At 40.7% G+C, this 13,263-nt stretch carries 11 protein-coding genes; 1 reads left to right on the top strand and 10 read right to left on the bottom strand.

The annotated features are described in order from the left end of the window. Positions 1-30 precede the first annotated feature (30 nt). The 9 genes from LRR81_RS05245 to LRR81_RS05205 all read right to left on the bottom strand — a co-directional run bounded on the left by LRR81_RS05245 (position 31) and on the right by LRR81_RS05205 (position 10,310). Positions 31-663, bottom strand: a complete 633-nt coding sequence (locus tag LRR81_RS05245; RefSeq protein WP_231788221.1) for a type 1 glutamine amidotransferase family protein — start codon at positions 661-663, stop codon at positions 31-33. 75 nt (positions 664-738) lie between these two features. Then, positions 739-1,701 carry a helix-turn-helix transcriptional regulator gene (locus LRR81_RS05240; RefSeq protein WP_231788629.1) on the bottom strand — a complete coding sequence of 321 codons (963 nt, stop codon included), beginning with the start codon at positions 1,699-1,701 and terminating at the stop codon, positions 739-741. Between the two features lie 81 nt (positions 1,702-1,782). Next, a complete protein-coding gene (locus LRR81_RS05235) occupies positions 1,783-2,220 on the bottom strand; it encodes a VOC family protein (protein ID WP_231788220.1) in 438 nt (145 codons plus the stop codon). Positions 2,221-2,257: 37 nt separating this feature from the next. After that, a complete protein-coding gene (gene ppsA, locus LRR81_RS05230; protein WP_231788219.1) occupies positions 2,258-4,843 on the bottom strand; it encodes a phosphoenolpyruvate synthase in 2,586 nt (861 codons plus the stop codon). Between the two features lie 145 nt (positions 4,844-4,988). Beyond that, positions 4,989-5,606 carry a class I SAM-dependent methyltransferase gene (locus LRR81_RS05225; RefSeq protein WP_231788218.1) on the bottom strand — a complete coding sequence of 206 codons (618 nt, stop codon included), beginning with the start codon at positions 5,604-5,606 and terminating at the stop codon, positions 4,989-4,991. Positions 5,607-5,770: 164 nt separating this feature from the next. Next, positions 5,771-6,850 carry a threonine aldolase family protein gene (locus tag LRR81_RS05220; RefSeq protein ID WP_231788217.1) on the bottom strand — a complete coding sequence of 360 codons (1,080 nt, stop codon included), beginning with the start codon at positions 6,848-6,850 and terminating at the stop codon, positions 5,771-5,773. A gap of 166 nt (positions 6,851-7,016) precedes the next feature. Beyond that, a complete protein-coding gene (locus LRR81_RS05215; protein WP_231788216.1) occupies positions 7,017-7,514 on the bottom strand; it encodes a DinB family protein in 498 nt (165 codons plus the stop codon). A 101-nt stretch (positions 7,515-7,615) separates the two neighbouring features. Further along, entirely contained in the window at positions 7,616-8,497 is an 882-nt protein-coding gene (locus tag LRR81_RS05210; protein ID WP_231788215.1) for an aldose 1-epimerase family protein, read from the bottom strand. A gap of 520 nt (positions 8,498-9,017) precedes the next feature. Next, entirely contained in the window at positions 9,018-10,310 is a 1,293-nt protein-coding gene (locus LRR81_RS05205) for an esterase-like activity of phytase family protein (RefSeq protein ID WP_231788214.1), read from the bottom strand. Positions 10,311-10,552: 242 nt separating this feature from the next. Here LRR81_RS05205 and LRR81_RS05200 point away from each other — a divergent pair, with 242 nt between their 5' ends. Further along, positions 10,553-11,890, top strand: coding sequence for an APC family permease (locus LRR81_RS05200; RefSeq protein ID WP_231788213.1), 1,338 nt, complete (start codon positions 10,553-10,555; stop codon positions 11,888-11,890). Between the two features lie 38 nt (positions 11,891-11,928). Here LRR81_RS05200 and LRR81_RS05195 read toward each other — a convergent pair whose 3' ends face one another. After that, positions 11,929-13,179 (bottom strand): ATP-binding protein, encoded by a 1,251-nt coding sequence (locus LRR81_RS05195; protein ID WP_231788212.1) that lies wholly within the window; start codon positions 13,177-13,179, stop codon positions 11,929-11,931. Between the last annotated feature and the right edge of the window lie 84 nt (positions 13,180-13,263).

Raw genomic sequence — 13,263 nt, 5'->3', positions numbered from 1 at the left:
GAATTTCACTGAATCTGCCGGAGAATTAGCTCAACTATTCATTGAAGTCATTAACTGGAAGAAGTATTCAGGTTTATGAGTCTTATTCAGGTTATACCATGAATGTAATGTGTCTGGTGCTATTACATCTAATACTTTCAATACTTCCATCGTAAATTCCAGAGGCGCAACCCCTGATGCAGTAACTAAATTCTCATCAGATACCGCAGGTACCATCTCATAATATTTTTCTCCTTTATAATTAGGGCAGACCATTTTCATATACTCTAGGTCATTGCTTGTGTGTTTTATAGAATCTAAGTAACCCATATTCGCTAGAGCCTCAGTTGCACCGCAAATCGCAGCAACAATAGTACCGAGCTCTAAAGCTTCGCCAATCCTCTTCATGATTGGCTGATGAATAGCTTCTCCCCAAGTGGTCCCTCCAGGCAGAATTAAAAGATCTTTACTCTCTAGATTACACTCATCAAGTGAAATATCTGGTTCTATGCTCAGCCCCCCCATCGTACTGATATTTTCTTTATTAGCTCCTACTGTAACTACTTGTAAAGGTACTGCATCTTTTTTGAAATATCTTCCTGTGTTTAGTTCTGCAATTAAATATCCATATTCCCAGTCTGACATTGTGTTAAATACGTATAGATAAACGTTTTTTGTTGGCATTCAATAACACTTCCAATCACAATTTATATAATAATTATAAAAAAACTTCCCTGACAGCTAACGTCAGGGAAGTTTTTATACTTGATGAAATTTTATTAATTCAGAGAGAACTTCAATCATTCTTTTCTTTAGACTTATTGGCTCGATAATTTGAATAGATTTACCGTACGGTAAAAGTAAAGAAGGTACATATGCATGTATTAGATCTTTTTCAAGAAGAAAAACTGCTTGATTGGAATTTTGTTCATGTAAATAATGTCCTAAAAACCAATGCTGGCAAACATCATTCAGCGTACTTTCATTTCCTTTAATAACTAAAGTAGTAATCCCTTCCTTATCTTCTATAGCTGGAAGGAGATTTTTCATAAAAAAGTCACGTGCTGAAAAATTTTCTGGCCGGTTAAACTTATTTTCGGTCAGCATTAGATTTTCCATTCGATCTACTTTAAAGCTGCGGATATCATTCCTAAGATGACAAAATCCAATCACATACCACTTATTATTCCAATAGATAATTCTGTACGGGTCGACCAATCTATCATTCAATTGCTTTTCTCCACTTTTGTGGTAAAGAATTTTTACTGAGTACCCGTCAGCTACAGCCTGCTCCAAGTCCCTCAAAAAAGGTTTCGCAGAGAGTGAACTTAATCGATTTATTACTTCAAGACTGGCTAAATGCTGGGTTATCTTTGTTTCCTGTTCTTGATTAGAGTATTTACTTAATTTTGAAATGGCCCTGTTTAGTGCTTCTCCTCCATAATAACCCGCTTCTTCTGCAAAAACAGCAGCGTGATATAGTGAGGTTTGTTCTTCAAAATCAAAAAAAAGAGGAGCTTCAATAAAATTGTTCATTAAAGTGTATCCACCGTTATGGCCTGGTTCCGAAATGATAGGGACGCCGCTTGTTGAAATTGTATCTATATAACGATACACCGTTCTTATGTTCATCTCTAACTTTTCTGAAATTTGTTTTGCCGTAATTTTTTCACCTGATTGAAGCATCCATAGAATGGCTAACATATTGTCAATTTTAGGAATATCATTTACCTCTCTTTCCGATAACTCTATATACAATGAGGCCCTAGAGGTTCTTTTTAGCTTAAGAATCGTACCTTTTCATTATTTGATTTCCTCCGCAAGCTCCAGAATCATTCCCTCTGGGCCGCGGACATAGCACAGTTTGTAGCTTTCTTCATATTGCTGAATCTCACTGAAAAGTTCTGTTCCCCTCTTTTTTAAATTGGAGACGATTGTTTCAATATCTTCTACAGTCAGGCAAATATGGCGAAAACCAAGGGTATTGGCATAGGCCTGCTGAATCTCTGTTTCATCTGCGGGAGAAATGTATTTCACGAGCTCGATCCATGACTGGCCTTCTGCAGCACGCAATGCCATACAGGCTGTTCTTACTCCTTTAAGCCCCACGACACCATCAAGCCATTCTCCTTCTGCTTCCCATTCCGCCGTAACTTCAAATCCTAGATCGGCAAAGAATTCTTTTGCTGCCGAAAGATCGTTGACGTTAATGCTTACGTGATCTATTCTGCGGATCGTCATTTGATCAGCTCCTATATTAAGTTTTTTCGGAAGGGTTCTAGAGGATTTCAATATACCCCTCTGTTCCGTTCACTCTAATTCTCTGTCCGTCTTTAATTAGTTTTACGGCATTTTCTACGCCGACAACTGCAGGCAAGCCATATTCACGGGCGATAACAGCGCCATGGGTCATCAATCCTCCAACTTCTGTGACAAGGCCCTTTATGGATACAAACAGCGCTGTCCAGCTGGGATCAGTAAATGCTGTAACTAATATATCGCCTTCTTGCAGATCAGCTTCTTCCATCTTTAAAATAACGCGCGCCCTCCCTTCTATGACCCCTGAAGAAACAGGCAAACCTGGAAGTGCTTCGGGGGGGAGGTTTTCTCGTTTATACTTTCCTGCAGGTGTTTCTCCATCAGATGTTATTACTCGCGGAGGAGTCAGTCTTTCAAATAGTTTGTACTCTTCTTTTCGGGTATGAATCGCTTGGCTGTCAGTTTCTTTCGTCAGCACCGCATTCTGAAGTTCTTCAAAAGAGAGATAGTATATATCCTCTTTCTCAAGAAGGATTCCCGCTTGCACAAGCTCTTCAGCTTCCTTCAGCAGCGCCTGCTTATAAACGAAATAGCGCTGAATCATCCCGTATTTCGGATATTCACGATATCCAATGAAATTCCGGACAGTATCAATCATTTGCTTCGTTTCTGCTGCTTTTTGGTCCCCATCAGGCAGCTGTTTCAGCGAGCTTATGAGATCTTGTTCCTTTTGAAATGCAGCACGCTTCCCCTGCTCAAATTTCAGGTTGCTGGCATGCTGTTGAAAGTTTTCGATGTGGCTAAGAAGGACAGGGATTAGTGTGGAGGGTTTTTCAATCCACCGGGTTTTCGTCATATCAATCTCTCCGGCACAGCGCATTCCGTATTTGTCCAGAAAAGCTGTAATAGCTTCTTTGGCTTGCTGTCCGCCGTGAACCTTATCTAGTTCATCCAGGAAGCGATCTTCTTTTACTTGCTGTAAATAATGGATGACTTCAGGATAAGGGCGGATCGCATCTGCTGCATCCAATAGGGCTAAGCCCATTTCGGACGTAATATTGTTTGGTACCGATTGTGTAAGGACATCTGCTGCATTTTTCTCACCCAGCCACTCATACATTTTTTCATTAATCCATAAGGAGGCATTGATGGCTGCCATAAACACAGCTGAGCTTTGCGGATCAAATAAAATTCTCCTTAATTCCTGAATATCCTCCAGAATAAAGTCAAATAAATCTGTTCCTGACTTGCTTGCGATAGTTTGTTTTAGTTCTTCTATGGACAATTGATTGCGCTTGATCAATTCTGGAACGATTGCCGGGCTGAAATCGGCAGCCGGGGGCATTTCATTATTATTTTTGGAGGATTGTTCCTGAGAAGATTCTGTTAAATCATCGGGTTCAATAAGGCTCAATAGGGCATCTTTCAAAAGTGGATCGTGCTGTCCCATCATCTTTAGTAAAGCATTTCGGCTGTCAGGAGAAGCAAGCTGGCGGGCAATATCGACAAAAAGCCTTCCCCCGGCTATCCGCATGGGTGCAGAAGTCGTAAGCAGAAAAAAAGACAGTCCAAGAGGTTTCATGGCATCTGTCATCATTTGCTGATGGCCGACAGATAAGTAAACGTGCTTCCCCTGATCAGGATGCTCTGGTATAGGAAATAAAGTTGTGATGGGCCTGCTTTGAACAATGTAAAAGGTATCTTCTGCAAGGCACCATTCAATATCCTGCGGAGATTCAAAATAACCTTGTATTTGTTTTCCAATTTTCCCAAGTTCTAATATTTGCTGATCAGTCAGGACTTGGGCCTTTTGCTGACCTGAAGGAATTTCTCTTGTTTCTGTTCCTCCATTTTTCTTGTCATAAATGGCTGATTTCTTATCTGCTATATTTTTTTCAACAATATCCCCTTCTTTTATCTTATAGCAATCAGGCGTTACAAGCCCCGAGACAATCGCTTCCCCTAATCCATAACTGGCGTTAATGGAAAACAGTTTCCTATTAGACGATATGGGATCAGCCGTAAACAAAACACCTGATGCTTCCGGGAAAACCATTCTCTGTATAATGACAGACAAATACACCTGGCTATGGTCAAACCCGTTCTGTATACGGTATGTTACGGCACGGTCAGTAAACAAAGAAGCCCAGCATTTGCTGATATGCTTTAGGATCGCTTCTTTCCCGGTAATATTTAAATACGTATCTTGCTGCCCTGCAAACGAAGCGTGCGGCAAATCTTCAGCTGTAGCACTGGAACGCACAGCGTAACTTTGATTCTGGCCATACCTGGAGAGATAATGAGTCACTTCATTCATAACATCCGATGGGATTTCAGCTTCCAAAATGATTTCTCTTATCATCCGGCTAGTTTCAGTGATTTGTTCTCGATCATCTGCTTTTAGCATGCTGAGACGGTTCAATAAGGAATCAAAAACTTCATTATTTCTGGTGGCTTTTTGATAACCCGCAGTTGAGACACAAAATCCATCTGGCACATGTATTCCAGGAATTTTGGATAATTCCCCTAAATTCATACCTTTTCCGCCTACAAGCAAAAGCTGTGTTTTGTTCATTTCTTCAAACCCGAGAACAAGTGAACTCATTCGAGCATCTCCCCTAATCAGTAAAGTCCTACTGATTTTAACAGCTGAAAATGTGAATAAACAGACTGCAATCTCCATTTTTTGTATGATATAATTAAAGTAGGAAGAATATAAGTTTCTCATCATTAACCACTGTTGAAATGGCTCACCTTCTTTTTTGGGGTTTAGCCCAAATAAGGTGAAATACTCCAAACCAATGATCTTCGGCTTTCTTAATCTCCAGTGGAGAACGGCTGATAATTTCTTTAAAATTTCGATTTTGATGGCAGCCAACCGCTCTTACAGCGAAAGGGTCCAGTGTTCTTTGCAGTATTGAAAAGAAAGGATTTGAACTGATTCCATGCTCTAAAAGCAGGATGCTGCCATTCGGTTTGCACCACTTGGCCCAACTTTCCAATGTTTCTTTTGGATTTGGATACCCGCACAAAGAGAGAGTGGAAACAATCGTATCAAATTGATCTTCTTCAAACTTTAGTTGATTGATATCACTTTCGATTAATTCAACAGGCAGAGAGTATTGTTCATCTGCGTCCTTCGCTTTTTCTAACATTTTAGGACTGAAATCTACTCCTATTATTTTTTTTATAGCTTCCTGTCGATAATAGGGATAATTTCCACCTGCTCCGATTGCTGCTTCCAGAACGGCGCCATGAGCCTCCTCTAACAGTGCTTTTCTCCACTTTCCCTGGTATTGCTTTTCCCGTATCCGATCATAGGTATCAGCTTGCTTATTAAACTTTTTGATCAGCTTATGATGATTCACTTTCAATTCCCCCTGGCTTATATAAAATGAACTCTAAATGTAAACGGTTCACAAAACTAGAAGGCTTCATTCAGCGGTACTGAGTGTTGAAAAAGACTGCAAATCCTTTAGCTTCAAGTATGATTTTCCCTTTGCGAAAGAATGGCCTGTTCAGGTGGCTGCTCTCACTGATGAAGGTTTTCATTAATAAGCTGAAAGACCCATTTCAGTTTTTCCTTTGGTACCTTTCCATATTGATCTCCTATGCTCACTTCATAAGAACAGGAATGTTCTCCTGTTTCTGCTAAGTATCCAGTTAAACCAACTCCGGTCTCTCTATAAATCTCTGTCAGAATGGGCTCAAGCTGTTTTTTAGAAAGCTGAAAATGGACATGAAACATATTGGACACCGGAATTACCGGAATCGTGGCTGCCGCTGAGCATTGGTTATAGAGTTCTGCTAATTCAACCGCATCTTGATAATACTGCTCCATCCTATCTTTTCTTTTTTCGAAGTAATAATCTGAGCTGATAATATATGGGTAAAGACTGATGAGATCGCCTCCATGGCGCCTTTTCCAAACCTTTGATTTTTCAATAAAGGAATGATCACCGGCCAGTACGGCACCCGCAATTCCTCCAAGGCCTTTATAAAAAGAGACATATACACTATCAAATAGACGGCAAATTTCTTCTGCTGTCCGGCGATAAAAGGGGAGGATTTCAAAAAGCCTTGCACCATCTAAGTGGAGTTTTATTCCTTTTTTTCTGCAATAAGAAGAAATAGCCTCTATTGTTTCATAAGGCGGCAGCTGTCCGCCTATCTCCCGCTGCGGCAACTCAAGCAGCAAACAGGCTACGTGATCAGGGAGTGTCATGACGTCCTCTAACTCAATTAATCGATCCTTATCCGCCAGTAATAGGGAATGAATGTGATGAAGCTCTTTCAGACCTTCCTCCTCATGAATTTCCAAATGACATAATGGATGGTATGCGACGGTTTTTTCCCCTTTTTGATCACACCATATTCTAAGAGCAATTTGCTGGGCCATTGTCCCACTTGGAAAAAATACAGCGGATTCCTTGCCTAAATAGGTTGAAAGCTTATTTTGAAATTCTTCTATCACTTTACCTTGACCATACTTATCGCTTTCAAGCTTAGGATCAATTGTTTGAAACGCTTTCAATAAAGTTTGAATGTCTCTTTTCCCATGTCCGGTAAGCTGATATTTCGTTTCATGAAAAGAATTTAATAATGTACTCATGTGTGCTCCCCCCTTTGTATTCTTATTTCTAACTATATCATTTTTATTTGAATAGGGATTTTCCAAATTCCTTCCTGTTGCTGGCATGCGATAAAATAGTAAAAAGCAGCCTGAACATCAGACTGCTTTTTACAAAAATCGTATATAGCCGATACTTTTAGAAAAGTTAAGCGGGATATCCGCCAGTTGGAGGAGGCCAGGAGCTAAATAATCTGCGAAGAACTACAATTTCTCCTAAATGATAGGAATTGTGAGAGGCAATGTTGCGTAAGAGGCCGCCAGGGGTTTCACCCGGAAAATTCTCTAAGGGTTTGTCCAATTGTACTGTTTGAGCCATCGTAATTGCCAGTTCAATCCCCTGAAGAAAAGAATCAATCGTCCTTTGCCATTCTTCTTCACTGCCTGGTCCTGCTTCTTCCGGCCAGCTTTCACTTACATGGGCTGGAGGTTTCGGTTTTTTACCTTCAGCCATCAATAAGAGAAAATCCTGCCAGTAAATCATATGTTTGACTAATTGAAAAATGGAATAAGGCAATTCGCTTTTGCTTTTACCAGCAAGCTCTGCATTGATATCCATCAATGCATTCTTGATGGGAAGATGTCCTCGTTCGCCTTTTAATGATTTGACTAATGCGTCACTAAACGCTTTATTTGATTGCTCCAACATGTATACCCCTATTCTGATCTTGTATGATTGATGCGTAAAAAAATAATTGTTCTTTTTATAAGCTTTGTCCTCAAGCGGTTCCCTGGATCCGATCATTTTCAAATAAAATTTATTTGATAGTGAGTCCGAAATTTTTCTCCCTCGCCAAGTTTTTGAATACCTAGCTTTTCATTTAAATTCCCTGTTGCTTCTATGGTATCCGCTATGCCATACCATGGCTCGATACACACAAACGGAGCGATTGTTCCCTTATCTTCCATATACCTGGACCAAATTCCGACAAAAGGGAAATTCTCCATCAATACCTTTACACCATGCCCCGATTTCGCAGAAGTTAAGGAAACCGCGTCAATATGACTGTAAACAAGGGCATCATTTTTAAATAATGATCCATCAAGCAGAAAAGAAGGCAGCTCGCTGGTTTGGCCTTTTTCACGAATGAGCGAATCTTGCAGCTCATATTCGGTCACCATATGATTCTTCTTTGAGGTAAAGTCCACTCGATAGTCACTGACATGTTCATCATGTAACAATGGGACCCTGAACGCCGGATGCGCACCAATGGAAAAAAACATGTCCCCCTTGTCATCATTAAGAATTTCCCACTTTACTGTAAGGGAAGCTCCGGATAGTTCATAATGGATGACCGCTTTAAATTTCTGCGGATATATTTGTTTAAATTTACCTGCAGATTCTAGAACGAAGGCCGCTTCTGTATTTGACCTCTTGTCCAAGATAAAATCCTGGTCCCTCAAAAAGCCATGCTGCGGCATCTCGTATGTGCTTCCATCCAGCTTATACTGATCATCCTTTAACCTTCCAACGATCGGAAATAACACTGGTGAAACCCGCCCCCAGTAAGCACTGTCTCCTGTCCACATATAGTCCAGTCCGGTTTTCTTATGCTTCACTTCCCGGACTTCTGCTCCCTTTGCAGCAATTTTTACTTGAAGCCATTCATTTTCAATGACAGTCAGCATCTGTATTCCTCATTTCTTAAACAAATTAAAGTAATCCTCGAAAAGTCTTTCCATTTTACAAAAAGTATCCAAACTTCCTACACTATCATAAATTTTTTTGAGTCCTCAGGCGATTATTTTGCTTGGCTTTTTTCATAATCAGCTTTCCGCTTAACAGAAGAAAAAAGATGACCTCCGTGCAAACAGAATTTTCTCATGATAATGCTATTTAGGCGGTTTACTTAGCTCTTTCCATACTACTTTGCCGCAAGGACGGGTAAATATTTATTCCCATCTATCATTTCTGTTTTCAGCGTTATTCAGCCAATAATCCATCTTTCTTCCATCTTTTTAAGTCCTATTAAAGAATCTTGTTATCAACGATCCGCCAGCTTCAGAAACCCGGCAAAATGCAAAGTCCAGGAAGCCCTTTTCATCCGAAAGAGAGAACGATATAACCATCCATGTTAACGGGAAGAGATGGGAAGTGTAAATTGCAAAACAAAAGCTGCTGAACAGATCAGCAGCTTTTTTGTTTGCTTTAAGGCAGCCGGAACAGCCACAGCACAGTTTTTACCTTGGGGTCATCTACTCCAAAATCACTATCATTGATAATGGCCAGCTTTTTGCTGTCCACAAGTGTTATTCCTTCAATTTTTTCATAAGGAAACCCAAACTTTAAAGGATCTAAAACTTCTTTTTTGGAAGCGGCAGTGATGCCCGCTCCTTTTAATCCCTCAGGCTTCAGCTGTTCAAGCGTTTTACCATTGTACTCTTCTTTGCCTAATACATTGGTGGCTTCTTTTAAGCTGACTTTGTAAATCTTTTTTAATTTAGCTTTTTTTCCTGCTTCTGAATCTCTTTCGTCAACCAGGAGAGTCTTTTCATCCATCGCAATTAAGTCTGATACTCCGATATCTTTTTGATCAGTATCCAGTGCTTTCCCGTCTTCCCCTGTATACACATACTCTGCCGCAACCTTAGCTGTGTTTAAATCTATTTTCAGCAGACGGCCAATTCTTGAATCTTCATCAGGGTTTTTCAGAGCACTTTGCGTAATGGTGAATAAATAACGGCCGTCAGGTGTAATACTGACTCCTTCAAATCCTCTGTTATCCATTCTTTTGGTTAAAACAGCTGGAAGCGTTCCCTTTACAGGGATCAGGGATGCTTTCTTAAATTCTTTTTCTGTCCCAGCCGGCACAAGGCGCTGCAGAATGGTTCCATCTTTTTTAACCTGCAAAAGGCTTGGCCGGTATTCATCACTTATCCAAAAGGTTTTGTCTTTAGAATTATAGGCAATACCTTCTGTATCAAGCCCATAGGGATCATAAGAGATGACTTTCTCTCCTTTTTCATCATAAGGGGCTTTGTCATACTCTTTAAAATTCGGCAACCCGGTAATGAATGCTGTTCCTGTAACAGAGTCTTTCCCCTTCGGCAGCTTTAATTTAATTTCTTCCAGAATGTTGATCTTTTTATTAGAAACTTTGATCTTGTAAATAGTCGGGGTGTAATCCGGAAGAAGAAAAGTTCGCCGTTCTTCGTTATTTACCGTTACTTTTCCATTTGGCCCTCTGTCGCCGGAGGAATAAAAAATATTCTCCGGGTCGCCAGGTATATGAACCAATGAGGAGCCCATCGCACCCAGTATATTTTTTGAAAGTTTCGGCGGATCTGTTAATGTATATTTTTCGATCAGTTCAGCACCGCCAGCTGATGATCCGCTCCCATCCTTCTTTTTTTCCTGCTGCTGGCTGCTTTTCCCGCATCCCGCTGCAGCAAGCAGGATGATGGCAATGGCGATAAAAGCGATATACATTTTGTTTTTCATCTAAGCACCCTCCAAATTTAAAAGTTCACTCTTCTTATCATGAACAATCTCATTTGATTTATGAGAGATTTGGCATAAAAGTGGCCAAGCTTCATTTTCTTTTTCTTATTATTGAATTGAATGATTGGGGTATGCTAGAATTCTTAACATGTTGATTTTTTATGACTGCAGAAGCAGTCATTATTTTTTGGTCTTTATATGTGAATTTTTCACAATGATATTCTTTCACAGGAGTGGTTTTCTTGCAGCAAGATACACTAAAAAAGGAAATAGGATTTTTAGCAGCATTAACAACGGTAATAGGAACCGTTATAGGAGCGGGTGTCTTCTTCAAGCCGACTGCTGTGTATGGTTTTACAGGTTCCGCAAGCCTTGGTCTTCTTGCTTGGCTGATTGGGGGTGTGCTGACAATCTGTGCGGGCTTAACAGCTGCTGAACTGTCTGCCGCCATCCCGGAGACTGGCGGTATGATGGCTTATCTGAAAAGAACATATGGCAATTTAACAGCTTTTCTACTCGGCTGGGCACAGACGGTCATTTATTTTCCTGCGAATATTGCAGCTCTTTCCATTATCTTTGGCACTCAGACAGTCAGCCTCTTTGGACTTTCGGCCAACGAAAACCACACTGTCATAGTTTGGGTTGCCATCGGCACAGCTTTGTTTTTAACCTTGATGAATTTTCTCGGAGCAAAGGCTGCAGGCACTATTCAAACAGCAGCAACTGTCTGCAAGCTTGTCCCGTTGGTGCTGATCATTATTTTTGGCTTGCTTCATAAAGGAGAGGTTCCATTTCAGCTCTTTCCTGTAGAAGCGGGAGCTGACAAAGGTTTTTTGTCTGCACTGGGGTCAGGTCTTTTAGCAACTATGTTTGCTTATGACGGGTGGATCCTTGTCGGCAATATTGCCGGCGAGATGAAAAATCCGAAAAAAGATTTGCCAAAAGCCATTATTCTTGGCTTATCAGCTGTCATGGCCATCTATCTACTGATTAATGTAGCCTTGTTAACGGTCATGTCGGCCTCTTCCCTTGCCGGAACAGATACACCGGCCTATGAAGCTGCACAGATCATTTTCGGCACATTCGGCGGCAAGCTTGTCAGCATTGGAATTCTGATTTCCGTATTTGGATCGATTAACGGCTACGTGATGACCGGCATGAGAATTCCTTATGCGATGGCAAAAGAAAATAAGCTTCCATTCAGCAGCTGGTTTGGAAAACTGTCAGCTAAAAGCAAAGTTCCATATCATTCCGGTCTTTTTATTCTTTTCATTGCGATGATCATGATGATGATCGGCGGGTTTAACACACTGACAGACATGCTTGTTTTCGTTATCTGGATCTTTTACACAATGACTTTTGCGGCCGTGCTCATTTTGAGAAAAAGAGAACCAAATCTGCAGCGGCCGTATAGGGTGCCGCTGTATCCGGTGCTCCCGCTTATTTCTATCCTCGGCGGACTGTTTATTGTCGTGAATACCCTTCTGACCCAAACTATTTTGGCTTTATGGGGAATCGGCATCACAGCACTTGGTCTGCCGGTTTACTTTTTTATGAGAAAACAGCATAAAAACAGTTAAAAAAAGGAACAGAGGCGCATTGCTTCTGTTCCTTTTCCTTATTGGTCCATATGCGGAAGAAGAATGATAAATTCCGTTCCGGCACCCATGGCACTGTTTACTTCTATGCTGCCGCCAAACGAACGGATTATTTGATAGCTGACCATCATTCCGAGTCCTGTGCCGCTTTCCTTTAAGGAATAAAAAGGTGACCCAAGCCGCGCCATTTGGCTTTCTGTCATCCCTATCCCTTGATCTTTAATAGTGATTCTGACATACCCATTTTCAGCGGTGCATCCCGCAGAAACGGTTCCGCCATTTTCCATGGACTCTGCAGCGTTTTTCAAAATATTAATCAGCGACTGATTCAATTGCTGAGAATTGGCATGTATCCAGCAGTTATCCTCAATTGACATTTTTATTTCTGCGTTAAAGGAGAAAGAGTAATTTTGGATAATATTCACTGCCCGCTTTAGCTGCAGACCTGCATCCACTCTTTGCCTGTTATCTGCTGATGGTTTACCAAACAATAAAAAGTCATGAATGATTTCATTGGCCCGATCCAGCTCTTCGATGGATATTTGAACGTATTTCTTTTTATCATCAGGCAGATCAGGATCGTTTAAAAGCTGCAGAAAGCCGCGTGTGACCTGCATCGGATTTCTAATTTCATGAGCGAAAACACTTGCCAGCTCACTGATGACCCGCAGTTTTTCAGCGTTTTGCATCTCTTTTCTAAGCTGGTGATTTTCTCTGATCTTTTCAACGAGCATAATGAAACAAAAAGCAACGGCCGTGACAAAAAGAAGGAAGATTAATTGGATTTTGATATTTTCAGCGCTGAACCCACTTAAAAGTCCAACAATGATAAGGCCGAGCAAACAATAATAGAAAGAAAGACTGGAAGAGATGAAAACTTTTTTTGCCCGTGCTGCCTTTAAAAAGGTTTTTTGATAGTACCAGATGATCGGAAGGGTCAGCACTAAAACCAGCACAGTACTATATAAACCAGCACTGATTCCGGAAGTAAGCCGGTATAGAATAATGAAGGCCGACAGAAAAATACTGGGCCAAAATCCGCCATACAAGCTTCCGAATAATAAGGGAAGTATTCTTAAATCCAAACGGGCGTGATCTCCAAAGCTTATCGGAAAAGCCATGCAGAGCAGAATGGATACTCCCCATAACAGGGTCATGAACAATGTTCTTCTTTTTTCGCTCTCTACTTTTTCGATAACTAACGTAAAATAGCTGAATATGGGGATCACCATAATCGCCAGCTGCAGCAAAAAGTCTTTTAATATGCTCATTCTCCGGTACCTCTTTCAAATCTATGTATCTTTATGCAGTTATAATTTAGCTTATTTTATCATACTTCCGCTCTTTTAAATGAA

The sequence above is a fragment of the Metabacillus kandeliae genome, assembly GCF_021166585.1.
Classification (GTDB): Bacteria; Bacillota; Bacilli; order Bacillales; family Bacillaceae; genus Metabacillus_B; species Metabacillus_B kandeliae.
The sequence above is the reverse complement of the archived record's forward strand: the minus strand, read 5'-3'. Positions and strand labels throughout refer to the sequence as shown.

Excerpts from the sequence above, each read along its gene's own strand:
- LRR81_RS05220 (WP_231788217.1), bottom strand. The coding sequence starts at position 6,850 with ATGAGTACATTATTAAATTCTTTTCATGAAACGAAATATCAGCTTACC.
- LRR81_RS05245 (WP_231788221.1), bottom strand. The coding sequence starts at position 663 with ATGCCAACAAAAAACGTTTATCTATACGTATTTAACACAATGTCAGAC.
- LRR81_RS05235 (WP_231788220.1), bottom strand. The coding sequence starts at position 2,220 with ATGACGATCCGCAGAATAGATCACGTAAGCATTAACGTCAACGATCTT.
- LRR81_RS05195 (WP_231788212.1), bottom strand. The coding sequence starts at position 13,179 with ATGAGCATATTAAAAGACTTTTTGCTGCAGCTGGCGATTATGGTGATC.
- LRR81_RS05205 (WP_231788214.1), bottom strand. The coding sequence starts at position 10,310 with ATGAAAAACAAAATGTATATCGCTTTTATCGCCATTGCCATCATCCTG.
- LRR81_RS05210 (WP_231788215.1), bottom strand. The coding sequence starts at position 8,497 with ATGCTGACTGTCATTGAAAATGAATGGCTTCAAGTAAAAATTGCTGCA.
- ppsA (WP_231788219.1), bottom strand. The coding sequence starts at position 4,843 with ATGAGTTCACTTGTTCTCGGGTTTGAAGAAATGAACAAAACACAGCTT.